Source organism: Microbulbifer rhizosphaerae, assembly GCF_014191725.1.
Classification (GTDB): Bacteria; Pseudomonadota; Gammaproteobacteria; order Pseudomonadales; family Cellvibrionaceae; genus Microbulbifer; species Microbulbifer rhizosphaerae.
Genome location: NZ_JACHWZ010000006.1, coordinates 51,176 through 74,719 on the forward strand (window position 1 = coordinate 51,176; position 23,544 = coordinate 74,719).

The following is a 23,544-nucleotide window of genomic DNA, read 5'->3' on the forward strand; positions in this document are numbered from 1 at the left end:
CTCCTGACGAGGTTGGCAGACTGGGTTACTCCTTGCGATTATCCATCTCGCGCGCAAACTGCCGGCTGACATCGAAAAACAGCGGATACTCCTCTCCGGACTCCGGATCGCGCACGCGCATCTTGTCGTAGATACCCTCTCTGTCGTAGACGATATCCTGGTCGAGCACCTGCAATCCCTTGAGGCGCACAAAGCCGCGCAGCTCCGACGTACTGATAGTCTGGTAGGCGCTGTCCTGGGTCCTACCGTCGCCGCTGCTTTCAATGGAAGACATGAGGCCCTCCACCATATAGCGGTGGCGGTCCTCCCGCTCGAAGTCGCCGGCCTGGCCGCTGCACACCACGCCGATCATATGCGCCTCAAGGCTCATGTAGTTGCTGTCCAGCACCCGGTCCACATACTCCAGGCAGTCCCCGAACTCGGCACTCTCCACCGCGCCGTAGGCCTCCGGCAATCCCGCCAGTTTTACGCCCCCATGGGGGTTGTATTCCGCCGACGCCACGAAGGCGCGGCGCAGCTGGTTGAAATCCAGGGTGAAGGACAGTTGCTGTGCCTCAGCCAGCAGGCGGCGATACTCGCTCTCCTCCGCGGTGCGGAGGCGGGACGGCTCCTGCCGGCTTCCCGGTGCACTGCAGCCGGAAACGACCGCGGTCAGCAACAGGATGGAAAGGGAGATCCCGAAATTACGATTGCGTATTGCCATTTTCTGCTTCCGTTGCCGGTTTTACTCGAATTCCAAACAGGCCCTTGCGCTCTTCCTGCACCGACTCGGTCTCCGGCTGCAGAAAGGCGCGCAACTTGTCCTGTTCCCACATGGCGTCCTGGTAGCCCAGTTCGATCAACTCGCCGATAAAAGGCTTTTCAAACAACAGGTAGCTGGCCGCCGAGGCGCCGCCGCCGGAGGTGGTCGCACCGGTGGAGCGAAACAGCCAGCGTACCGCCGGAGGCAGGTAGCGGACCTTGCGCCCCGCCAGGCGGTCGAGGCTCTGGGAGGGCTCGATCACCGCCGATTCCACCGGGCGCAGCGGCGCTAGGTCGCCGAGCTTCGATTCCGACACCGAACCGAGCAAATGGTTGACCCGGTCCAGGTGCTCGATATCCCCCTCGAGGCTGTCGATAAAGGCGGCGTTGAACAACTGTCCGGCAATCTGCGCCATGGAGGGAGAATGCCGCGGCGGCTTGTGGCGCTTCTTGCCCCAGTGCACCGGGGAGCGATTGTCCGACACCCCCACCACAAACACCCGGTTGGCTCCCAGGTGCAACGCCGGGCTGATGGGCGCCAGTTGGCGCACAGCGCCATCGCCATAATAGTCGTCGCCGATTTTGACCGTGGAAAACAGGGTGGGAATCGCCGCCGACGCCAGCAGGTGGTCGGCAGTCAGGCGTGTGCGCAGCCCGTAGCGCCGGAACCGGCGCCACTCCTCCAGTTCCTCGGCACCCTGGAAGAAGCTGACCGACTCCCCCTCGCTATAGGACAGGGCATTGACGCACACGGCGCGCAGGTGGCCGGCATCGATATGCTTCTGGATATTGTCGAAGTAGATGATCTCATCCACCAGCTCCCGCAGCGGCGTATTGTCCAGCAGCGCCAGCGGTCTCTGCCGCGCCACCCCCTGGTTGAACAGCGAGCAGGTGATGGAAAGCATATTGCCCAGCAGGCTGCGCCAGCTGCTGCGGTAGATATTGTCTACGGTAAGATCCATCCACAGCGCGCAGAGGCGATCCACCGATTCCCTGAAACTGCCCGGATGAGAGGCGAGCCACAGCGCATTCACCGCCCCGGCGGAAGTGCCGCAGATAATCTGGAAGGGATGGGGCTCGCTCTCCGGTACCAGTTCCGCCAGCGCCTTGAGCACCCCCGCCTGGTAGGCGGCACGGGCGCCGCCGCCGGACAGCACTAGGGCATTGGATTTGTAGGGGAGTTTGGGCAATTCGTTATTTGAGGACAATTTTGTTTTACCGATACCTAGCGGAGATAAACTTCAGCCAAAGTAAGACCTTTGCGGACAACAGAGTTCCCCGGGGTTGCCGTAAAACGGACCTGCTCGGCGCTCCCGGGTCCCGATATGATCCCATCATAGGGCCATATCCACCACATAGCGCCCGATACCGTGCCCACGGTGCAGCCGCGCGAGAAACTCCGGCGCCTGTTCCAGGGAGATGTCTTCGGCGATGCTCTGCAGCTTCTCACCGATATTCCAGTCGCCCGCCAGTTTTTCCCAGGTGGCGGCCTTCTTCTCCAGTGGCAGTTCCACGCTGTCCACCCCCAGCAGGCTGATACCACGCAGGATAAACGGGAATACATTGGCCTGGAACTGAGCACCGGAGGCCATGCCGCAGGCGGCCACACCGCCGCCGTAGGCGAGGGATTTGATGACATTGAACAGGGTCTCACCACCCGCGGTATCCACCGCCCAGGCCCACAGCGGCTTGGCCATGGCCTTGCTGGCGAAGGGCGCCAGGGACTCGCGATCGAGCACCTTCCAGGCCCCCAAACCGGTAAGGAATCCCGAGGATTCCAGCTTGCCGGTCACCGCGGCGACGCGAAAACCCAGCTTGGCAAGCAACGCCACGGCGATAGAGCCCACGCCGCCGGTGGCGCCGGTCACCAGTACCTCGCCGTCTTCCGGACGGGCTCCGGCCTCCAGCAGCTTGTCCACGCAGAGACCGGCGGTGAGGCCGGCGGTGCCCAGGATCATCGATTCGCGCGCAGTCAGGCCTTCGGGCAGCGGCAGAGCCCAATCCGGGGGGATGGCGATGCGCTCGGCGAGGCCGCCGGGGGTGTTCATCCCCAGATCGTAGCCGGTGACCAACAGCCGCTCACCGGGGGCATAGGTGTCGCTTCTGTCCTCCAGCACCTCTCCCACCGCGTCGATACCCGGAGTGTGCGGATACTCCCGGGTGATGGCGCGATTGCCGAAGGCGGACAGCGCATCCTTGTAGTTCAGCGAAGAGTGGGAGACCGCCAGCAACAGCGGGTGGTCCGGCAGGTCGTCCAGCCGGCGCCGCACCACCCGCTGGTCGTACTTGCCGGGAGCCACCTCTTCAACCCAGATTGCGCGAAAGGTCTTGTCCATAAAGTTTGTTCCGATCCCGGCCAGCCACCACTTCCGCGTCTGATTCGCCAATTACCGGCCACTATACAAATTATTGCGCCTGGTGGCGCCAGGCCGCCAGACGGGAAAACAGCCGCATCAGCGCCGACTCCACGCCCGCCTGCGCCGCCAGACCCATCTTGCGGGCGATATTGCGCTTTTCCTTGTACTCCACCTGGTAGAGTTCCGAATCCTGCGCGCAGCGGGTGAGATATTCATCCGAGGTTTTCAGTTCATCCACCAGACCCAGGTCCAGCGCGCGCTGGCCGAACCAGACCTCACCGGTGGCTACCTTGGCGATATCCAGTTTCGGCCGGTACTCGGCGATAAAGTGCTGGAACAGCTGGTGGATATCCTCGAGGTCGCTCTGGAATTTCTCGCGCCCTTCCCGGGTGTTCTCTCCGAACATGGTCACGGTGCGCTTGTACTCCCCGGCGGTGAACAGCTCGAAGTCCACATCGTGGCGCTTGAGCAGGCGGTTGAAGTTGGGCAATTGCGCCAGCACACCGATGGACCCCAGCATGGCGAAGGGCGCGGCCAGTATGCGATCCGCCACGCAGGCCATCATGTAGCCGCCGCTGGCCGCCACCTTGTCCACGGCAATCGTGAGCCGCACACCGGCGCCGCGCACCCGCGCGAGCTGGCTGGCGGCGAGCCCGTAGTTGGCCACCATACCGCCGGGGCTCTCCAGGCACACCACCACTTCATCGCCGCGCTCCGCCACCTGCAGGATTGCGGTAATTTCCTCGCGCAACTGGGACAGCGCACTGGCCTTGATGTCGCCGTCGAAGTGCATCACGAAAATACGCCGGCGACCTTTTCTCTCAGGCGCCGCAGATACTGCAGCGGGATGCTGCTCCCCGGCTTCGGCGTCCGCTTCCGCCTGCTCCGGTACCGGGGTATCGGTGCTCTCCAGCGCAGAACTATCGGTTTTCTTTGCGGACTTTTCTGCTTTTTGCCGTTCTTTTCTCGCCTTGGCCAGCGCTTTTTCCCGCGCTTTTTTCTCCTTCGCCAGTTCTTTCTTGCGGTGGCTGAATTCGCCTTTGTCCAACACTGCTTCCAGCAGTATCTCTTTCATCTCCTCGTAGCGGTCATTGAGGTGAGTGACACTGATATGCCCCTGCATACGTTCTTTCAGGTGCTCCCGATTGGCCACCGCAAAACCGATAATCACCAACAGTGCGGCAACAATGGTCACCACCTTGGCCAGGAACAGGCCATACTCACTGAGAAATTCCACTAAACCTCCATATTCGTATTTATTACTTTGATTTCGGAGTTCAAATCCAACTCACTGCCACTCGTCAAGTGCCGAAGTGGCCTGCTTGTTCAGCGGTCGCGCCAGCAGGCCGGTGTGGCTGATCCGCACCTCGTAGACAGCGCCGTCTCCCATGGGCAGAAAAGTCGCGCTGCCGTAGACCGCATCCACAAACGGCAATTGGTTATCGACGCCCCGCAGTGTGCGCCAGATGTCGACACCGTAATCGCTCTCCTGCAACTGATATACGGAGCGCTGCTTGTCACGCTCGTCCTGCAGGGTGAGATAGCGGCCACTGAGACGGTCCAGGCGATAGGCCGGCTGGATGCCCCAGCGCGCCAGCGGGCCTTTCCACTTTAGCATTCGCGCATCCAGCTGCCACTGGTCGCCGCGCAGCTCGAAGTGCTGGGCCATTCCATCCTCGTCGGCAAACTTGGCCCGGAAGTGCTGGTCGCCGAGTTTCTCGAAGGACACCGTGCCCACGCTGTGTTCCTTCGCCAGGTTTCTGTAGCTGTAGATATCCGCCGCCACCAGCACGATCAACAGGGCACCACCGAGCAGCAGGATGCCGATACTGCCGCGAATAAAGCCGAGCAGCCAGTTGCCGCCGAACAGTACCTTGCCGCCCCAAAAAATCAACAGCAGCGCCAGCAGCGCGAACAGGAAAGTTATCGCGATATACATATTGTTATTGGACTCTTGTTAATGGACTTACGCCGCCTCTTCCGCGAACCGCCGAATCAACTGCCCGGAAAGGGTCTGCGGCGGTGGGATGGCTGAGGGCAGTTCGCTGTGGTGAAACCACGCCGCCTCAGCAATTTCCAGCCCGTCCGGTTTCAGTTCACCACCGGCCCACTCGGCGATATACCCCAGCATCAACTGGCCGGGGAAGGGCCACGGCTGGCTGCCGATGTAGTGACAGGCACCCACCTCCAGACCCACCTCCTCGCGCACCTCCCTCGCCAGGGCCTGCTCCGCATTCTCCCCCGGCTCGATAAAACCCGCCAGTGCGGTCAGCAGGCCGTGGGGGTGCCCCCGGTGGCGGGCGAGCAGACACTCCCCTCCACGGGTAACCAGCATGATGACACAGGGGGAGATTCGGGGGTACACCGCCAATTGGCAACGGGGGCAGACCCGCGCACGGTCGCAGGGGTGGTATTCGGTAACGACACCGCAGCGGCCGCAAAAACGGTGATCGGTGTCCCAGTTGGCCACCTGCAGCGCCCGCCCGGCCAGGGAAAAATGCAGTTCATCCACTTCCCCGAGCAAACTGCGCAGGCCTCGCCAGTCGCAGCCCCCCGCTGGCAGGCGCCCCGACAGCAGATGCACGCCGCACGTCCTTCCGCCCAGTTCTCCCAGGTAGTGGCTGGACACAACAGCGCTGCCGGGAAAGGGAAAATCGCTGTGCAGGAACTCTGTTCCAGAGCACAGCAACTGCCCCTCCGCCACAGCGATGTGCAGGGAAAACTGCGGCTGTGGCCGGGCGCTGGCAGCGGGAATGAAATCCAATCCGGCCACCGGCTCAGGCTACCTCAACGGGATACCCGAGGGCCTCCAGGCTTTCCACCGCCAGGTTGAGTGACTGCATGTCCGCGTCGCGGTGCAGTTTCACCTCGCCCAGGTAGTACTCCAGGCTGATGATGGCGTCGGCGAAAATATCCAGGGACTGCTCCAGGCCGGGAGCCGCCTCCCGCTGGTCCATCACCGCCTCGACGAAGTCCACAAGGCGCTCCACCACCGCCGCGGCGCGGCGCAGGTTGAGTACCACCAGGCCGCCGCGCACGCTGTTGAGAGTGGTGGATACATTGCGTATATGGCCGTGATCGAACCCGGACTCCGCGTAGGAGCCCAGTGCGCGCTTGATCAGCGACAGGCCCGCCTCCGCTTCCTTGAGCACCGCCACTTCCGCCTCTGCCAGTTGGCTGTGCTCCAGGGCGATGTCCGCGTGGCCGTACTCGTCCACGTCGATACTGGAGCTCTGGCGCAGGGCGCGGATGGTGCTATCCACCATCAGCACCTGGCCGGTGAGTTTCTGCAGCGCCGACTCCGCCGTCGCGCCGCCGGCCGGTGCGGCGCTGCGATACTCCTCAACCGCCTCGCTCAGGCCGTCACCGATCCGCCTGAAATTGAGCAGTTTCAGAGTGCTGGCAATGCGCTGCAGGGTACCCACCAGTCCGCCCTCGTCATCCAGGCCGGTGAGTCCGATCATCTCGATATCGTCCAGCATGCGGCGCACGCCGGAGAGTTCCTCGTCCAGGGCGCCGGCCACCGCGGTGATTGCGGTGGCCCCCGGACCGCCCAGGCTGGCCCGCTCCCGCTCCAACTCAGCCTCGCTGTAGCCCAGGGGCGCCACCGAGAAGGCCTCCAGCACCTGGGCGCCCTGCCCACCGGGCACGGACAGGGCCAGCCAGTAGAGGCACTCCTTCAGCAGCACTGGCGGCGCCGGCTGGTCCAGGGCGGAATCCCCCTGCTTCTGCAGGGTGCGCAGGCGGCGGTCGAACATGCTGAACACCATCACCCGAGCTCGGTTGATGTGCATCTCCCGCGAGGCCATTCCCCCCAAGGCTGCTCCCGCCACCGCCCACAACCTGCCGTTGGGACGCCCGGCGGAAACGCTGGCGATGCGTTGCAGCGCGCGCGCCATCATGGTGTAGGCGGGTTTGCAGGGTTTGCCCTGCAATAGCGCCAGCAACCCCACCTGATACATGTGGCGGAAGCGGCGCACGAAGTTGCCCAGGTCCTCGGACATTACCGCCGAGGACACGGCACCGGGCACATTGGCATCCAGGCGGCAGCGAAAGAAATGGCTCTCCGGTACCGGTGGTTGCGAGCGCGCCGCCCGCAGGTTGTTGATATAGGGAATCAGTAGCTCCGGACGCGCGCTGCTTCGGTTCTGCACAAAATCGAGATAGCGTGTAATCACGTAAAACCCGGTACCCAGAGCCTCCATCAGGTCGCTGGTGGCCTCCTGGCGGTCCTCCTGCAGGTCTGCCAGTGCGCTGAGCATCTCCTGGGCCAACAGCTCCGCTGCGTGCAGTTGTACCATCTGCAGAACGCCACTGATCTGACGCAATGCCGCCATACACTGTGTTAGGGACTGCTTGTTGTTATGGTCCACCGCAAACTGGTCCAGATGACTGGCAGCACCGTCCACAGTCGCCACCAGCTCTTCCTTCACCAGGTTCACGGAAGTTATGTTGATATCGCGCACTTCAGTCACTACTTACACCGCTGTATTATTATTTTGCACAAAATTCGACCAGAACAGGGGGTTTCGGTCAACTACAAAGCAATTTATACCAAACCCATCAAGAGTCCACCTCTAAGCGGATAAATTCTATCGAATAATCGACAAATCGAGTGGCATAGAGGCAAGGACTGGCGAAACTACTTGAATTTTCCCCCAAACTGGGTAGCGTTCCCCTCCGTACCCGCGGGTCTCCCCGCCCACGATGCGTATCCAGGCCAGCAGTTAACCAAGAAAGTTAAAATGAACACATACAATAACGCCCTCACAGCTTCCGGCAACGGCTTCGGCCGGGCTTTTACAGAGAACTTCCTGGGCGAAGCGCCCGACTGGTACAAGCTGACCATTACCCTGTTCCTGATCGCCAATCCGGTCCTGCTGTACGCCACCGGTCCTTTTATTACCGGGTGGGTGCTGATCGGCGAGTTCATCTTCACCCTCGCCATGGCCCTGAAATGCTACCCGCTGCAACCCGGCGGCCTGCTGGCGATGGAGGCGGTGCTGCTGGGAATGACCAGCACCGACGCCGTGTACCACGAGGTTACGGAAAATTTCGAAGTAATCCTGCTGCTGATGTTTATGGTGGCCGGAATCTACTTCATGAAGAGCCTGCTGCTATTCGTATTCACCAAAATACTGATCAATGTAAAGTCCAAGACACTGCTCTCGGTGCTGTTCTGCTCTGTGGCCGCAGTGCTTTCCGCCTTTCTCGACGCACTCACCGTCACCGCCGTATTGATCGCCGTCGCGGTGGGGTTCTACTCGGTATACCACCGGGTGGCCTCCAACCAGCCTCACCACCATCACGACCACGACCATTCCAACGATGACCACGTGGTGGAATACCATCGGGAAGACCTGGACCAGTTCCGCGCCTACCTGCGCAGCCTGATTATGCATGGTGCCGTAGGCACCGCCCTGGGCGGTGTGACCACTCTGGTGGGCGAGCCGCAAAACCTGCTGATCGCGGAAAAGGCGGGCTGGGAATTCCTGCAGTTCTTCCTGAATATGGCCCCGGTCACCATCCCCTCGTTCTTCGCCGGCCTACTGACCTGCGTGCTGCTGGAAAAGACCGGCATCTGCGGCTACGGCGCCAAGCTGCCCGGCGCAGTGCGCGAAGTGCTGATGAATTTTTCCCAGGAAGAAGAGAAAAAGCGCAGCTCCACTGACGTGGCCGAACTCTGGATACAGGGCATAGTCGCGGTCATCCTGGTGCTGTCGCTGGCCTTTCATGTGGCGGAAGTGGGCATCATCGGCCTGATGATCATCGTACTGCTGACCGCTTTCAACGGCGTGGTACAGGAGGCCCGCATCGGCCACGCGTTTGAAGAGGCCCTGCCCTTTACCGCGCTGCTGGTGGTGTTTTTTGCCATTGTTGCAGTAATCCACGAACAGCATCTGTTCGAACCGGTGACCCAGTTCGTGCTCGGGCTGGAGCCGGAACAGCAACCGGGTATGCTGTTCCTGGCCAACGGCATACTGTCGATGATCAGCGACAATGTGTTTGTGGCCACCGTGTATATCAACGAAGTGAAGGCGGCGCTGACGGCTGGGGAAATCACCCGCGAGCATTTCGACAAGCTGGCCATCGCCATCAACACCGGCACCAATCTGCCCAGCGTGGCAACGCCCAACGGCCAGGCGGCTTTCCTGTTCCTGCTGACCTCCGCATTGGCACCGCTGATCCGACTGTCTTATGGGCGCATGGTGATTATGGCCCTGCCCTATACCGTAGTGCTCAGTGTAGTGGCGCTGGTTTGCGTAATTTATATGGTCTGAAAAAACTCGGGACAAAGATGCGAAGATCCTGCTGTCGGAGGCTTTCTGCGGGATCTTATGAGGCAGGGATGCCGATTAGAGCGTACGACCGCCAGGGATGACGGGGTGCCGCCCAACGGAAGGGTAGAAAACGCATGGAGCAGTTTTCTGCCAGGGATGTATTTACGTATGCCCCGCAAAAAAAAGCCCCCGACAGCAGGGCCGCCACCGTGCCAATTTCAGGGGAGCCACGGCTCCCCCATTCCTCACTGCCAAAAATGCTTGCCGGCCGATTTCTCCAGCAACGCCAGCATCTCCTGATGTGCCCTCTCCTCTTCTGCGCTGGCCGGAAGCACTGCCAATTGCGGCCTGTCCGCTGACAGCCGGCGGATAGCGCCGGGAGTGGAGTCACGCTGCTCGCCCTCGTCGTTCTCGTCATCGGATTTGCGCTCACCGCTCGCCAGCATAAGATCTGTCTGCCCGCCAGTCATGGTCAGGTAAACGTCGGCGAGGATCTCGGCATCGAGCAGGGCGCCGTGCAGATCCCGCTGGGAATTGTCGACAAAATAGCGCTTGCACAGGGCATCCAGGCTGTTCTTCTGCCCCGGGTGCTTTTCCCTGGCCAACGCCAGGGTGTCCAACACCCCACAGTGGGCGATAACGCTCTTCCAGCGCGGGCTGCCCAGCCGTTTCAGCTCCCAATTGATAAAGCCCACATCGAAAGGCGCATTGTGAATCACCAACTCCGCACCTTCGCAGAAGGTCATAAACTCATCGGCGATCTGTGCGAAGACCGGCTTGTCCTCCAGAAACTCATTGGTGATGCCGTGCACTTCGATAGCGCCGTCGTCCACCTGCCGCTCGGGATTGACGTACTGGTGGTAGTGACGCCCGGTGAGCTTCCGATTCACCACTTCCACGCAGCCGATTTCGATAATGCGATGACCGCTCTTCGGGTCCAGGCCCGTGGTTTCGGTATCCAGAACAACCTGACGCATTGCTACCCTCCCAATTCATCGATGCCGCGATTGGCGAGTTGGTCCGCGCGCTCGTTACCGGGGTGCCCGGAGTGGCCCTTGACCCAGTGCCAGTGCACCTCGTGGTGGGCTATGCCCTCTTCCAGTTGGCGCCAGAGGTCAGCGTTTTTTACCGGCTTTTTATTCGCGGTCTTCCAGCCATTGCGTTTCCAGTTGTGTATCCAACTGGTAATGCCCTGGCGTAGATACTGGGAGTCGGTGTGCAAATCCACGCGGCACGGCTGCTTGAGCGCCCCCAGGGCCCTGATCGCCGCCATCAGTTCCATTCGATTATTGGTGGTGTGTTTCTCACCGCCGAACAGCTCGCGCTCCGCATCGCCGTGGACCAGCAGAGCTCCCCAGCCGCCCGGCCCGGGATTGCCGCGGCAGGCGCCATCTGTGTAAATAGTGACTTGTTTCAAGATGAGTGCTTTTTGTATTGCAATAAAAAGCCGGCGATGCCGGCTCTCAGTAGTTTTCAGTTGTCCCTAATGTTTCTGATGGCGCCGTCGCGCCGCAATCCGCGAACTCGAAGGGACCACATTGATCGCGGGCTTGCGCTCCCCGCGCCAGTCGATTTTGATAGTGCGCATACGCGCGACTTCTTTGCGCGCGACTATGATGTAAAAGCCTCCCCAAGGCAAGTGCCAGCGGGTCCCCAAGCGCTCCATCCAGGCGGTCTTGGCCAGCAGTTCGCCCTGCTGCAGCGGCAGCCGGAAAAACCCCCTCTCCACATTCCCTGCCTGCAGGTCGAGCAGGTTCATCCAGTCTGCCACCCGCGCCGCACGCAACTGGTTGCCCCGCTGGTGTGCACTGCCGGAGAACAGTAATCGCGACAGCCCCAACAGGGAAAAGGGGTTGAAGCCGATCAGCACCATATGGCCGCCGGGGATCAGCACCCGCGCCGCCTCCCGCAATACCTGGTGGGGCTGGGGGGAAAAATCCAGCAGGTGGTGCAGCAGGGCCACATCGATCGATTCCGAGGGGAGTGGCAATTGCTCGAACTCCACCTGGGCTGCACCCTTCTGCCCGCGGCAGGCACTGAAGCGGAAGCGGTGGTTGATACGGCTACACGAGGCAAAGTCCACCGCACTGGTCACCCCCGCCTGCATCAAGTGGTAGCCGAACAGGCGCTCCACCAGCGGCTGGGCCAGGGCGAGCTGCTGTGACAGTATCTCTTCTCCCAACCGGCTGGCAAACCAGCTGGCGAGGGCAGGGCAGGACTGTGCAAGGGATGGTTGCTCGCCCCGCCGCCGGCCCAGAATGGATTTCTGCTCCATAGATTCCCTCATTTGTCCCTGTCTCTGAAAGTCGGTTTTGCCCGATCTGCTGGGACAGTATGAATTTTTTACTTTCCCGGAAAAAGCCGCAATATTCGACCAATATCTGCAGCCCCTCCCGGCAAATACCCTTCACCCTATGATACTGTTATTCATCCAAGAGTAACGGGCCGCAGAAATGCTCACAATCTCCCCGATAGCAGCCTTCAGTGACAACTATATCTGGCACCTGCAGCGAGATGAGCAGGACTGGGTGGTAGACCCCGGCGATGCGGGCCCGGTTTTGAACGCCCTGGGGGAGCGCAAACTCGACGGTATCCTGATCACCCATCATCACTGGGACCATACCGGGGGCATCGCTGAACTGGCGGCAGAGTATCGCTGCCCGGTATACGGCCCCGGCTCCGTAGGGGGAGTCACCCACCCGCTAGCCGCCGGCGACCACTGCGAAGTGCTCGGATTCCCGGTTTCGGTGATCGACGTACCCGGCCACACCCTGGACCATCTGGCGCTGCTGCTGCGTGAAAATGACGGGCGGGTCGAGCAGAACCACCTTTTCTGTGGCGACACCCTGTTCGCTTCGGGCTGCGGCCGGCTGTTCGAGGGCACTCCTGCGCAGATGTACAACTCCCTGGCCAAACTCAGCGCCCTGCCGCCGGAAACCCGCGTCTACTGCGCCCACGAATATACTCTCGCCAACCTGCGTTTTGCCGCTGCGGCGGAACCCGGCAATCAGGCGGTGCACACCCGCCTCGCGCAGGTAGAGGCGCTGCGCGCCAGCGGTAAGACCACTCTCCCCTCCACCATCGGTGAGGAGCTGGCTACCAACCCCTTCCTGCGTTGCCACATCCCCGCCCTGGCCCGCCAGGCAGCCAACCACGGGGCCGCAGAAAACCCGGATGAAGTGGAGGTCTTCGCGTATCTGCGCCGCTGGAAGGACAATTTTTAGTCAATTATCATTGACCGAAACTTCTTCCCATCTTTAGAATCAGATAATTACAACGAAAAGCTCAGGTATATCTCGAATAAGAGCCTTGAGCCGCAAGCCATAATAGACACCTGGATATCACATGGTTCACAGAAAGTTTGCCATCGCGCTGCTCGCCGCGGCGGTGGGGGGCTGCGCCCAAGCGCCAAAACCCGATATTGCGCAAGAACGCACAGGCGAAGGGATCGATATAGCGGCCAGCACCGCGGAAAGCTACACCCAGGCCCCGAGAGAGAGAGCCCTGCCACCGGTGGACATCTGGGACCGGCTGCGGCGCGGTTTCCGCTTGCAGCGGCATACCGACCATCCCAAGGTGAAGGACTACATCACCTACTTTTCCCGCAACGAAGGCTATATGGCCCGGGTCACCGAGCGTTCCCGCCGTTATATCTTCCATGTGACGGAACAGCTGGAAGCAGCGGGGCACCCCTTGGAACTGGCGCTGCTGCCCATCGTTGAGAGCGCCTACGATCCCTTCGCCTACTCCCATGCCCGCGCCTCCGGCATGTGGCAGTTCATCCCCGCCACCGGCCGCTCCTTCGGCCTGCACCAGAACTGGTGGTACGACGGCCGCCGGGATGTTCACGAGTCCACCCGCGCCGCGATCCAGTACTTCAGTTATCTTTCCGAGCGCTTCAACGGCGACTGGGAGTTGGCACTGGCCGCCTACAATGCCGGCGAAGGCACCGTAAGCCGCGCCATAGAGAGCAACCGCCGCCGCGGCCTGGGCACCAGTTTCTGGGACCTGAAGCTGCCGCGGGAAACCCAGCGCTACGTGCCCCAGCTACTGGCCCTGGCGGAGGTGGTTTCGCGCCCCGACTACTACCGCGTTCCCCTTCACGATATCGACAACAGGCCTTACTACGCCGCCGCCGACGTGGGCAGCCAGATCGACCTGGCCCAGGCGGCGGACCTGGCGGGGATCGAGATCGAGGAACTCCAACTGCTCAACCCCGGCTACAACCGCTGGGCCACCGACCCGAACGGCAAGCACCAGCTGCTGCTGCCGATAGAAAAGCGGGACACTTTCCTCAGCGCCCTCAGCCAACTGCCCGAAGACCAGAGAGTAAGCTGGCAGCGCTACACGATTGCCCGCGGCGATACCCTGTCCACCATCGCGCGGCGCTACGAGACCACTGTGGCGGCGATCCGCCAGGTCAACAAACTGCGCGGGAATACCATCCGCGCCGGGCACACACTGCTGATTCCCACCGCTTCCGGCGCTGGCGCGCAGTACGCCTACACCCTGGACCAGCGGGTCAGTCGCCAGTCCTCCGGAAGCGGGCGTAAGACCAGCTACACCGTGCGCCCCGGCGACACCCTGTGGGAAATCTCCCGCTCCCTCGGCGTGGAAGTCCGTCAACTGGCCAGTTGGAACAACATGGCCCCCGCTGACACCCTGCGCCCCGGGCAGAAACTGGTCGCCTACGACACCGGCGGCAACAGCCGCACCACCCGCAAGCTCTCCTACCGTGTTCGCAATGGAGACTCCCTGTACCGTATCGCCAGGAAATTCAGTCTCGAAATCAAGGATATCCTGCGTTGGAACAAGATCACCGAGAAGAGCTATCTGCAGCCAGGCCAGCGTCTGACCCTGTTTGTGGACAGCGCCTCGAGCGGATAATCAACGGTTGATTAAGAAACGAGAAAGCAAAAAGCCCGCGCAAGCGGGCTTTTTGCTTTCCGGGTGATCAGCTACGCACAGCACGCACCGACCACTCGCCACTACTATTGAATCTCGATATCCGCCTTGTCGGCCAGGAACTTCTGTACCGCTGCCAGCTCCGCCCTTCCGTTTACCGATGCCAACTGCTGCATCAGCGCACGGCGCTGCTCACTGCTCTGGCGGGCCAGATCTCCAGGCCGCACGTCGCGTAGTTGCAGAACTACCTGGTCTCCGGCGCTAGTCGCAAAACGACTGGTCGCCCTATCGCGGGAATCCGAAGCGGGAAGAGAGAAAGCGTGCTCGATAATCTCACCGCGCTGGCCGAAACCGCCGCGGCGGGTCTTGTCGCTGGTCTCCAGGGTCAACTCCTGTGCCTCCGCTAACTCGGCGAAATCGCCCCCCTGCTCCAGCTGTTGCTCCAATTCCTTCGCGCGGACGGCCAACTGTGCACTGGCCTTATCGCGCTTGAGGCGGTCGACGATCTGCTCCCGCACATCCGCCAGGGGATAGGTCCCGGCTGGCTGATGTTCGGTAACACGCAGCACCAGGGCGTGATCCTCGCTGAGATTGAGCACGTCGGAAGTGTTGCGATCGACCATGACTTCCGGAGCAAAGGCCGCGGCCGCCACTTTTTCGTTGGCGGCGATGCCGCTGCCGCCTTCGCGGCTGAACAGCTCGGTGGTCTGTAGCGGAACACCCAGGTCCTCCGCCGGCCCGGTCAGAGTTTCGGCGTTGTAGGCGAGATCCGCCAGACGCCCGAGGGCGTCGACAAATTCACGCTCGGCTTCCGCATTGCGCAGCTGCGCGGCAATAGCCCCCTTGCGCTCCTCGAAGCTGGGGGGTTCGGCGCCGGCCACTTCCAGCAGCTTGATAAAGTGGGTACCGCTGTCAGTGACCACCGGTGCGGATACCTGCCCTACCTCCAGGCCCACCAAGGCTTTCTCGAAGGGTTTCGGAAAGACGTCGCCAGTGGTAAAGCCCAGATCGCCCCCCTCCTCGCGGGAGACGATGTCGTCGGAGTAAGTTTTCGCCAGTTCGGCAAAATCTTCACCCGCGTCCAGCTTAGCCTGGATTTCGGCAATTTTTTCCTCGTTATCCCCTTCCACCAGGATATGCGCCGCGCGGCGTCGGGTCTGCTCCTGGAAGTTGGCCACCTCCTGCTCGTACTGGGCGCGCACGTCCTCTTCCGACACATCGATATTGTCGGCAAACAGCGACGGCTTCAGTTCAATATATTCAATGGCCACCTGCTCAGGGCGCTGGAACTCGGCTTGGTGGTTTTGATAGTAGGCTTCGATCTCACTGTCCGGAACAGTGGTTTCCGCGAGCAGATCCTGTACCGGGAGCACCACATAGTCAAAATCGCGCTCCTCCATGGAAATGGCCACCACCTGCTCGGCACCCTCGCGAGTGGCAAAGGCGCTTTCCGACACGCTGTCGGCGTACTGCTGCAGGACAATATCCCGCTCCATGATCTGGCGGAAACCAGCCGGGCTATAACCCATACGGCGCAGGCCGTCGCGATAGGTCTGCAAGTCGAACTTGCCGTTTACCTGGAAACCCGGGATCTGCGCGATTTCCTTGTCCACTCCCGCCGGGCTCATCACCATGCCGCTGTCCTGTGCGGCCTGGCGCATAACCGCGCTGTTAACCAGCTGCTGCAAAACCGGCTCGCGCAACTGTTCGTCGCTCAAGAGGTCCGCCGGGACGTTGTCGCCATACTGGCTCATGATCATGTTCCGGCGATTCTGGATCGCGCGCTGCAGATCCAGATTGGTGATCTTCTCCCCGTTGATCTCCGCCACCTTGTCGGCGGACCCACCACTTGCACCGGTGAAAAAATCAATTCCCCCAATGACCATAATAAAACCAAAAAAGCCCGCCACAATAACTGCCGCGGTGCCCTTCAGGTTATCTCGCATGGACTGAAGCATGCTCAGCTCCGACTGTTGACTCTAAAATTATTCTTGAAGCCCAAGTATGGGGTTCCCGTATCAGATACAAAAAAGGCGCATCCGAGTGATACGCCTCTCTGAAGCTTCGTTTTGATTCGAGGCTTCTTAATTTACCGCACCCTTAATTTACCGCATCCTTCAGGGCCTTGCCTGCTTTAAAGCCCGGAACCTTGGCGGCGGGAATCTGGATTTCATCGCCGGTACGCGGGTTGCGGCCGGTACGCGCAGCGCGCTCTTTAACGGCAAAAGTGCCGAAACCTACCAGAGCCACCTGATCGCCTTTTTTCAGGGCACCGGTAATGCTGTCTACCATTGCGTCCAGAGCACGGCCGGCAGCTGCTTTCGGAATATCTGCAGATGCGGCAATCGCTTCAATCAGTTCGGACTTATTCACGCTTAATCCCTCTGTTCTTTTCTTAAGTATGTTTCAGGCGCCCCTTCCGGAACACCTCCTTCCGGAACGCCTTTGCGTTCGAGTCTTCAATGCCGGCCACTTATGTGCCGGTCAATAAGCCACGATTTATACCAACTGCCCGGTAGCGGGTCAAGGAACCACGGGGCTTTCCGGGCAGTTGGACAAAACTCCAACAGGTTTCTGTGACCGGCAGATTATTTTTTAGCCTAGTGGGTGCGCATCGAGCGTTGCGAGCGCTCCTCAGCCTGTTTTTGCAGCGCCGAATACTCCTCGTCGGACAGAGACTCCGGCTTGTGCTCCAGCGCCAGCTCCAACACCTGATCGATCCACTTGACCGGTTTGATTACCAGATCCTGCAGGATATTGTCCGGAATATCCTTTAAGTCGCGCTCATTATCTGCCGGGATCAGCACCGTCTTGATTCCGCCCCGGTGTGCCGCGAGCAGCTTCTCCTTGAGACCACCAATTCGCAGAACTTCTCCCCTCAGGGTGATTTCACCGGTCATGGCCACTTCCGAGCGCACCGGGATTCCAGTGAGCACCGAAGCCAGCGCGGTGCACATGCCGATACCCGCCGAGGGACCGTCCTTGGGCGTCGCTCCCTCCGGCACATGGATATGAATATCGCGGGTCTCGTGAAAGTCCGGGGCAACGCCCAGAGACTGGGCCCGCGCGCGCACCACAGTGAGCGCGGCCTGGATCGATTCCTGCATCACATCGCCGAGGGAGCCGGTTTTTACCACCCGGCCCTTGCCGGGGACCGCAGAAGCCTCAATGGTGAGCAGGTCGCCGCCCACCTCGGTCCAGGCCAAGCCGATCACCTGGCCGATTTTATTTTCCTTTTCCGCGCGGCCGAAATCATACTTGCGCACACCCAGCAGGTCTTCCAGTTGCTCTGGTTTCACGAGCATTTTTTCACTGGTCTCTTCGCGCACATGCTTGGTCACCACTTTGCGGCAGATCTTCGCAATCTCGCGATCCAGGTTGCGCACGCCGGCCTCACGGGTGTAATAGCGCACGATATCACGCACAGTATCATTGCCCAGCGACAGCTCATCGTCCTTCAAACCGGCGGCCTTGCGCTGCTTGGGCACCAGGTAACGCTGCGCGATGTTGAGTTTCTCATCCTCGGTGTAACCGGGTAGGCGAATCACTTCCATCCGGTCCAGCAGCGGGCCGGGAATGTTCATGGAGTTGGAAGTGCACACGAACATCACGTCGGAGAGATCGTAATCCACTTCCAGATAGTGGTCGTTGAACGACTTATTCTGCTCCGGATCGAGCACTTCCAGCAATGCCGAGGCGGGGTCACCACGCTGATCCATGCCCATCTTGTCCACTTCGTCGAGCAGGAAGAGCGGGTTCTTGACCCCTACTTTGGCAATCTTCTGGATCAGCTTGCCGGGCAGCGAGCCGATATAGGTGCGCCGGTGGCCGCGAATTTCCGCTTCGTCGCGCACGCCGCCCAGCGCCATGCGCACATACTTGCGGTTGGTGGCACGGGCTACGGATTCACCCAATGAGGTTTTACCCACCCCGGGCGGCCCCACCAGGCAGAGAATGGGCCCTTTTACCTTCTTCACCCGCTTTTGCACCGCCAGGTATTCGAGAATGCGCTCCTTGACTTCCTCCAGACCGTAATGGTCCTTCTCCAGGATTTCCTCCGCCTTTTTCAGGTCGTGGCGCACGCGGCTGGCTTTTTTCCAGGGTACACTCAGCATCCAGTCGATATAACTGCGCAGCACCGACGCCTCTGCAGACATGGGCGACATCATTTTCAGTTTGCCCAGTTCTGCGCGGGTTTTCTTCTCCGCCTCCGCGGACATACCCGACTCGACAATTTTTTTCTCCAGCTCTTCGACTTCGCTGGGCTCCTCGGTAATTTCACCCAGCTCTTTCTGAATGGCCTTCATCTGCTCATTCAGGTAGTACTCTCGCTGGCTCTTCTCCATTTGTTTCTTGACCCGGCCGCGGATGCGCTTCTCCACCTGAATCAGGTCAATTTCCGAATCCATCAGGCCGAGCAAGTGTTCCAGGCGCTGTTTGACACTGGTGGTCTCCAGCAGCTCCTGCTTCTGCGGCAGCTCCAAAGACATGTGCGCGGCGATGGTATCTGCCAGGCGGCCAGGCTCGTCGATGCCCGACAGGGAGGTGATCACCTCATTGGGGACCTTCTTGCTGACCGATACATACTGTTCAAATTGAGTCATCGCCGAGCGAACCAGAGCTTCGGCTTCAGCCTCTGGCAGCTCTTCGGTCTCCATGGGTTCGACTGTGGCCCGGTAGTGGGTGTCACCGTCAGTGACCTCCAGGATATTGACCCGGCGGCTGCCCTCCACCAGCACCTTGACGGTGCCGTCGGGCAGTTTGAGCAGCTGCAGGACACTGGCTACGGTGCCCACCCGGTAGATATCTTCCGCACCGGGATCGTCTTCGGACGCCTGGCGCTGTGCCACCAGCAGTACCTGTTTGTCGTTGCGCATTGCCGCTTCCAGCGCATCGATGGATTTCTCCCGGCCGACAAACAGCGGAATCACCATGTGCGGGTAGACGACGACGTCACGCAGCGGTAACAGTGGGTATTCAAGTGTGGTATCGGATGGCTGGTCCATGGAACTCCTCTCGGCCCGAACACTGGGGGTTGGCGCGGTATTCAATGGCTGCAGGTCAAAGAACCGTCAGTCTCAAGTGGTCACCGCCAGCTAGTTGCTAAAGATTGGGGGCCGGCGACTGGAATACAAGTCTAATCTAAACCGGAATTTGCGCCGACCTAAAAAACGGCAGGGGCCGAAGATACGACATGGAGAGACCGGTCAAGCCATCTGGTGGGCGGCACGAACAAAAAAAGCCCCTTAGCGGGGCTTTTCTTCGCAGCCTGCGTTTACTCCTCAGGAGCGGCCTTCTGTGACTCGTTGTTCTCGTAGACCAGCAGCGGCGCCGATTCCCCTTTGATGACCGCCTCGTCGATCACCACCTTGGCCACGTTGTCGGTGGACGGGATGTCGTACATGGTCTCCAGCAGCACGGACTCCATGATGGAACGCAGTCCGCGGGCGCCGGTCTTGCGCTCCATAGCCTTGGTCGCCACCGCGTCCAGGGCATCGGGACGGAAATCCAGTTCCACGCTCTCCATCTCGAACAGCTTGGCGTACTGCTTGGTCAGCGCATTGCGAGGCTCGGTGAGGATCTTCACCAATGCGGCGCGATCCAGCTCCTCCAGGGTGGCGGTGACCGGCAGGCGGCCCACAAACTCCGGGATCAAGCCGTAGCGCACCAGGTCTTCCGGCTCCAGATCGCGCAGCACTTCGCCGAAGTTGCTCTTGCTGTCCTTGGACTTCACCTCGGCGCTGAAGCCGATACCACCTTTCTCCGAACGGTCGCGAATCACCTTGTCCAGCCCCGCGAAAGCGCCGCCACAGATGAACAGAATGTTGGATGTGTCCACCTGCAGGAATTCCTGCTGCGGGTGCTTGCGACCGCCCTGAGGCGGCACCGAGGCCACCGTGCCCTCGATCAACTTGAGCAGGGCCTGCTGCACACCCTCGCCGGAGACATCCCGGGTGATGGAGGGGTTGTCGGACTTGCGCGAGATCTTGTCGATCTCATCGATATAGACGATGCCCTGCTGGGCTTTTTCCACGTCGTAGTCGCACTTCTGCAACAGCTTCTGGATAATATTTTCCACGTCCTCGCCGACGTAGCCCGCCTCGGTAAGGGTAGTCGCATCGGCAATGGTAAAGGGCACGTTGAGCAGCCGCGCCAGGGTTTCCGCGAGCAGGGTCTTGCCGCTGCCGGTGGGGCCCACCAGCAGAATGTTCGACTTGCTGAGTTCGACGTCCTCCTTGCCCTTGACGCCACTCTTACTGCGCAGGCGCTTGTAGTGGTTGTACACCGCCACCGCCAGCACCCGCTTCGCGCGCTCCTGGCCGATCACGTATTGGTCGAGGATCTCGGTAATCTCCCGCGGCGTGGGCAGGCGCCCCTCGGGACCCTCGGCACTCTCCTGCACTTCTTCGCGAATGATATCGGTGCAGAGCTCGACACATTCGTCGCAGATAAATACAGACGGGCCCGCAATCAGCTTGCGCACTTCCTGCTGGCTCTTGCCACAGAAGGAACAGTACAGCAGTTTGCCGTTGTCTTCTCCGCTGCTCTGGTCGGTCATCAAAATACTCCGTGGTCTCAGCCAGCCGGCGGCCCGGCTATCATCGGTCTTTGTTCTATAGCAAGATGCTGTGTTTTGGCGGGATTTTCAAGCCCTTTGTGAGGGCTTCCGGGGCTCCGAATGCCAGATTCGGTCAATCGGCGCGTCAGCCGACCAAAAATGACCGAATGGTCTTACTTTTCGGTAACCAAGCGGTGTGCCAGCACATCGTCCACCAGGCCGTATTCCTTCGCCTCATCCGCACCCAGGAAGTGGTCGCGCTCTGTGTCCCGCTCTATTTCCTCAACGTTGCGGCCGCTGTGGTGCGCCAGCAGCTCGTTCAGGCGGTGGCGGATCTTGAGGATTTCCTGGGCGTGAATATGGATATCGCTGGCCTGACCCTGGGCGCCGCCACTGGGCTGGTGGATCATCACCCGGGAGTTTGGAGTCGCATAACGCTTGCCGTTGGCCCCCGAGGCCAGCAGGAAGGCACCCATACTACAGGCCTGACCTATGCACATGGTGCTCACGTCCGGCTTGATAAACTGCATGGTGTCGTAGATCGACATGCCGGCAGTCACCGACCCGCCGGGAGAATTGATATACAGGTGGATGTCCTTGTCGGGGTTTTCCGCCTCGAGGAACAAGAGCTGTGCGACCACAAGATTGGCCATATGGTCTTCAACCTGGCCAACCAGAAAAATTACCCGCTCCTTTAGCAGACGGGAGTAAATGTCGAAGGAGCGCTCGCCTCTGGCAGTCTGCTCCACCACCATGGGCACCAGGCCGGTGGCTGTCGGATCAATAGAGGACTGGGGATAATCGAAACGTGCCATAGGTACCGTTGCTTCCTTTTTTGGCTATTAGGCGAGAACGCCGGGCCGGTGGCGCAAAATTGAAAAAATTGGTCTTTCTGAGCTTAACCGGTCAGGCGCGAGAAAGCCAGCCGGGGAAGGGGAAGGAAAAAATCGGCGTCCACCCTTGCGGACGCCGATCGGCAGGGATCAACCCTGTTGCTGGGGTTTGATCACATCGTCGTAGTTGCTCTCAACGTCGCTGACCTCAGCGGCCTCCAACACGAAATCAACCACCTGATCTTCCAGCACGACGGACTCGACACCGGACAGCAGTTCGCGGTTGCTGTAATAGTACTCCACAACCTCTTCCGGCTGCTGGTAGGTAGAGGCCAGTTCCTCGACCTTGGTCTTGACGCGATCCGCATCCACCGCAATTTTGTTCTGCTTGACGATCTCACCGACCACTAGGCCGAGCACCACGCGACGCTTGGCCTGCTCTTCAAACATGGTATCCGGAAGCATTCTCTCCGCATCTTCCGCCGTGATCTGGCCGCCGAACTGCTGGACCATCTGGCTGCGCAGGGCGCGCACCTCGCCCGCCACCAGTGCCGCCGGCAGCTCCACCTGATGCTTCTCGAACAACTGGTCCATCACCTGGGTTTTGACCTTGTTCGACGCCGCGTTTTTCAATTCGCGCTGCATGTTGCCGCGCACTTCCTCGCGGAATTTCTCTTCACCGCCCTCTTCCACACCGTAGGATTTGAAGAACTCTTCATTCAGCTCAGGCAGCTCGGGCTTTTCGGACGCAGTGACCTTGATATTGAAGGTGACCTCGGCGTCGCGCAGATTTTCCGCCTGATAATCCTCAGGGAAGGTGACCTCGATATCCTTTTCCTCACCGGGCTTCATCCCCACAATGCCGTCTTCGAAACCGGGGATCATCTGGCCGGAACCGAGCACCAGCTTTTGGCCTTCCGCCTTGCCGCCTTCGAACTCCTCGCCGTCCTTGCGGCCGACGAAGTCGATGGTGACACGGTCGCCCTTCTGCGCCTTGCGCTTGGTCTCCTTCCAATCGGACTGCTGCTTGCGCAGCACTTCGATCATATTGTCCACGTCCTTGTCGGTGACCTCCGCCGCGGGACGCTCAACTTTCAGCGCTCCCAGGTCGGTCAGCTCGACTTCCGGGTACACCTCAAAAGTAGCGGTGTATTCCAGGTTTTCGCCAGGAGCGGTCTGTTTGGCCTCGATGCTCGGCTGGCCGGCGGGCTTCACCTGCTCTTTCTGCACCGCTTCGTAGAAAGAGCGGCTCATGACTTCGCCAAGCACTTCCTGACGCACACCGGCACCAAACTTCTGGCGCACCACTTTCAATGGCACCTTGCCTTTGCGAAAGCCGTTGATGCGCACGGTTTTGGCCGCCTGCTGGAGGCGCTTGTCCACTTCCTTGTCGACGATTTCCGCCGGCAAATTAACCGTTAAGCGACGCTCCAGGCCGGAAGTTGTTTCAATGGAAACCTGCATGTTGATCCTCGTGAGACTCTTTCTACTTTTTGCGCCGGGGCGCCAAATACAAACAGCCCGCGCCTACACCCTCAGGCGGCACGGGCTGCGGAATTCGCTTTGGTGGGGACGGGGAGACTTGAACTCCCACACCTTGCGGCACCAGAACCTAAATCTGGCGTGTCTACCAATTCCACCACGTCCCCAAAAACTTCCCCGACGCTAACTCATTGATATCTATGCAATTTACCGCATACACACTGGGGCCCGGCGACGAGGGGAGCAGATTGTGCCACAGGCGGTGGGGGGCTTCAATATATAGGGACCCGGGAAAGAATACCGACAGCTGATGCGAAGGCCCTACTGTCGGGGGCCGCTCGCGAAACATTTGCCGATCAGGCGGTTGAGCGGACGGCCACCGGCAG

General features: G+C 60.4%; 19 protein-coding genes and 1 tRNA gene. 3 read left to right on the plus strand and 17 right to left on the minus strand.

The window, feature by feature from the left end:
- Positions 1-25: 25 nt before the first annotated feature.
- From FHS09_RS07650 to FHS09_RS07680, 7 genes are all read right to left on the minus strand, one after another.
- Positions 26-703 carry a DUF4919 domain-containing protein gene (locus FHS09_RS07650; protein ID WP_183458419.1) on the minus strand — a complete coding sequence of 226 codons (678 nt, stop codon included), beginning with the start codon at positions 701-703 and terminating at the stop codon, positions 26-28.
- The gene (locus FHS09_RS07655; RefSeq protein WP_246394664.1) at positions 684-1,949 is read right to left on the minus strand and encodes a patatin-like phospholipase family protein; all 1,266 of its coding nucleotides are present in this window, start codon (positions 1,947-1,949) and stop codon (positions 684-686) included. The genes FHS09_RS07650 and FHS09_RS07655 overlap by 20 nt, the downstream gene beginning before the upstream one ends.
- A gap of 126 nt (positions 1,950-2,075) precedes the next feature.
- Positions 2,076-3,077 carry a YhdH/YhfP family quinone oxidoreductase gene (locus FHS09_RS07660; RefSeq protein ID WP_183458421.1) on the minus strand — a complete coding sequence of 334 codons (1,002 nt, stop codon included), beginning with the start codon at positions 3,075-3,077 and terminating at the stop codon, positions 2,076-2,078.
- A 70-nt stretch (positions 3,078-3,147) separates the two neighbouring features.
- On the minus strand, positions 3,148-4,335 hold the full coding sequence (gene sohB / locus FHS09_RS07665; protein WP_183458423.1) for a protease SohB: 1,188 nt from the start codon (positions 4,333-4,335) through the stop codon (positions 3,148-3,150).
- 51 nt (positions 4,336-4,386) lie between these two features.
- A complete protein-coding gene (locus FHS09_RS07670; RefSeq protein ID WP_183458425.1) occupies positions 4,387-5,037 on the minus strand; it encodes a cation/multidrug efflux pump in 651 nt (216 codons plus the stop codon).
- 27 nt (positions 5,038-5,064) lie between these two features.
- Positions 5,065-5,862: an NAD(+) diphosphatase gene (gene nudC, locus FHS09_RS07675; protein WP_183458427.1), complete on the minus strand. Its 798-nt coding sequence runs from the start codon at positions 5,860-5,862 to the stop codon at positions 5,065-5,067.
- Between the two features lie 13 nt (positions 5,863-5,875).
- Positions 5,876-7,573, minus strand: a complete 1,698-nt coding sequence (locus FHS09_RS07680; RefSeq protein ID WP_183458429.1) for a FimL-related protein — start codon at positions 7,571-7,573, stop codon at positions 5,876-5,878.
- Positions 7,574-7,843: 270 nt separating this feature from the next.
- Here FHS09_RS07680 and nhaB point away from each other — a divergent pair, with 270 nt between their 5' ends.
- Complete coding sequence (nhaB, locus tag FHS09_RS07685) at positions 7,844-9,379, plus strand: sodium/proton antiporter NhaB (RefSeq protein ID WP_183458438.1); 1,536 nt, start codon at positions 7,844-7,846, stop codon at positions 9,377-9,379.
- A 245-nt stretch (positions 9,380-9,624) separates the two neighbouring features.
- Here the strand turns inward: nhaB and dnaQ are convergent, their stop codons facing one another.
- The 3 genes from dnaQ to FHS09_RS07700 all read right to left on the minus strand — a co-directional run bounded on the left by dnaQ (position 9,625) and on the right by FHS09_RS07700 (position 11,654).
- Positions 9,625-10,356, minus strand: a complete 732-nt coding sequence (gene dnaQ / locus FHS09_RS07690; RefSeq protein ID WP_183458440.1) for a DNA polymerase III subunit epsilon — start codon at positions 10,354-10,356, stop codon at positions 9,625-9,627.
- Between the two features lie 2 nt (positions 10,357-10,358).
- The gene (gene rnhA, locus FHS09_RS07695; protein ID WP_183458442.1) at positions 10,359-10,796 is read right to left on the minus strand and encodes a ribonuclease HI; all 438 of its coding nucleotides are present in this window, start codon (positions 10,794-10,796) and stop codon (positions 10,359-10,361) included.
- A 66-nt stretch (positions 10,797-10,862) separates the two neighbouring features.
- Entirely contained in the window at positions 10,863-11,654 is a 792-nt protein-coding gene (locus FHS09_RS07700; protein ID WP_246394665.1) for a class I SAM-dependent methyltransferase, read from the minus strand.
- Positions 11,655-11,832: 178 nt separating this feature from the next.
- Between FHS09_RS07700 and gloB the strand changes: the two genes are divergently transcribed.
- Both gloB and FHS09_RS07710 read left to right on the plus strand, forming a co-directional pair.
- On the plus strand, positions 11,833-12,603 hold the full coding sequence (gene gloB, locus FHS09_RS07705; RefSeq protein WP_183458445.1) for a hydroxyacylglutathione hydrolase: 771 nt from the start codon (positions 11,833-11,835) through the stop codon (positions 12,601-12,603).
- Between the two features lie 121 nt (positions 12,604-12,724).
- Positions 12,725-14,266, plus strand: a complete 1,542-nt coding sequence (locus tag FHS09_RS07710) for a LysM peptidoglycan-binding domain-containing protein (protein ID WP_183458447.1) — start codon at positions 12,725-12,727, stop codon at positions 14,264-14,266.
- Between the two features lie 104 nt (positions 14,267-14,370).
- Here FHS09_RS07710 and FHS09_RS07715 read toward each other — a convergent pair whose 3' ends face one another.
- From FHS09_RS07715 to FHS09_RS07745, 7 genes are all read right to left on the minus strand, one after another.
- Positions 14,371-16,242, minus strand: coding sequence for a SurA N-terminal domain-containing protein (locus tag FHS09_RS07715; protein WP_183458449.1), 1,872 nt, complete (start codon positions 16,240-16,242; stop codon positions 14,371-14,373).
- A gap of 142 nt (positions 16,243-16,384) precedes the next feature.
- On the minus strand, positions 16,385-16,657 hold the full coding sequence (gene hupB / locus FHS09_RS07720) for a nucleoid-associated protein HU-beta (RefSeq protein ID WP_183458451.1): 273 nt from the start codon (positions 16,655-16,657) through the stop codon (positions 16,385-16,387).
- Positions 16,658-16,884: 227 nt separating this feature from the next.
- The gene (gene lon, locus FHS09_RS07725; protein ID WP_183458453.1) at positions 16,885-19,290 is read right to left on the minus strand and encodes an endopeptidase La; all 2,406 of its coding nucleotides are present in this window, start codon (positions 19,288-19,290) and stop codon (positions 16,885-16,887) included.
- A 269-nt stretch (positions 19,291-19,559) separates the two neighbouring features.
- Positions 19,560-20,843, minus strand: a complete 1,284-nt coding sequence (gene clpX / locus FHS09_RS07730; RefSeq protein ID WP_183458455.1) for an ATP-dependent Clp protease ATP-binding subunit ClpX — start codon at positions 20,841-20,843, stop codon at positions 19,560-19,562.
- A 173-nt stretch (positions 20,844-21,016) separates the two neighbouring features.
- Positions 21,017-21,658 (minus strand): ATP-dependent Clp endopeptidase proteolytic subunit ClpP, encoded by a 642-nt coding sequence (gene clpP / locus FHS09_RS07735; RefSeq protein WP_183458457.1) that lies wholly within the window; start codon positions 21,656-21,658, stop codon positions 21,017-21,019.
- 168 nt (positions 21,659-21,826) lie between these two features.
- Positions 21,827-23,140, minus strand: coding sequence for a trigger factor (gene tig, locus FHS09_RS07740; protein ID WP_183458459.1), 1,314 nt, complete (start codon positions 23,138-23,140; stop codon positions 21,827-21,829).
- Positions 23,141-23,240: 100 nt separating this feature from the next.
- Positions 23,241-23,325: transfer RNA gene (locus FHS09_RS07745), tRNA-Leu, on the minus strand.
- Positions 23,326-23,544 lie beyond the last annotated feature (219 nt).

What these genes read in the sequence shown, in the direction of transcription:
- FHS09_RS07650 (WP_183458419.1), bottom strand. Translation starts at nt 703, where the DNA reads ATGGCAATACGCAATCGTAATTTCGGGATCTCCCTTTCCATCCTGTTG.
- FHS09_RS07660 (WP_183458421.1), bottom strand. Translation starts at nt 3,077, where the DNA reads ATGGACAAGACCTTTCGCGCAATCTGGGTTGAAGAGGTGGCTCCCGGC.
- FHS09_RS07670 (WP_183458425.1), bottom strand. Translation starts at nt 5,037, where the DNA reads ATGTATATCGCGATAACTTTCCTGTTCGCGCTGCTGGCGCTGCTGTTG.
- nhaB (WP_183458438.1), top strand. Translation starts at nt 7,844, where the DNA reads ATGAACACATACAATAACGCCCTCACAGCTTCCGGCAACGGCTTCGGC.
- dnaQ (WP_183458440.1), bottom strand. Translation starts at nt 10,356, where the DNA reads ATGCGTCAGGTTGTTCTGGATACCGAAACCACGGGCCTGGACCCGAAG.
- FHS09_RS07700 (WP_246394665.1), bottom strand. Translation starts at nt 11,654, where the DNA reads ATGGAGCAGAAATCCATTCTGGGCCGGCGGCGGGGCGAGCAACCATCC.
- gloB (WP_183458445.1), top strand. Translation starts at nt 11,833, where the DNA reads ATGCTCACAATCTCCCCGATAGCAGCCTTCAGTGACAACTATATCTGG.
- FHS09_RS07710 (WP_183458447.1), top strand. Translation starts at nt 12,725, where the DNA reads ATGGTTCACAGAAAGTTTGCCATCGCGCTGCTCGCCGCGGCGGTGGGG.
- FHS09_RS07715 (WP_183458449.1), bottom strand. Translation starts at nt 16,242, where the DNA reads ATGCTTCAGTCCATGCGAGATAACCTGAAGGGCACCGCGGCAGTTATT.
- lon (WP_183458453.1), bottom strand. Translation starts at nt 19,290, where the DNA reads ATGGACCAGCCATCCGATACCACACTTGAATACCCACTGTTACCGCTG.
- clpX (WP_183458455.1), bottom strand. Translation starts at nt 20,843, where the DNA reads ATGACCGACCAGAGCAGCGGAGAAGACAACGGCAAACTGCTGTACTGT.
- clpP (WP_183458457.1), bottom strand. Translation starts at nt 21,658, where the DNA reads ATGGCACGTTTCGATTATCCCCAGTCCTCTATTGATCCGACAGCCACC.
- tig (WP_183458459.1), bottom strand. Translation starts at nt 23,140, where the DNA reads ATGCAGGTTTCCATTGAAACAACTTCCGGCCTGGAGCGTCGCTTAACG.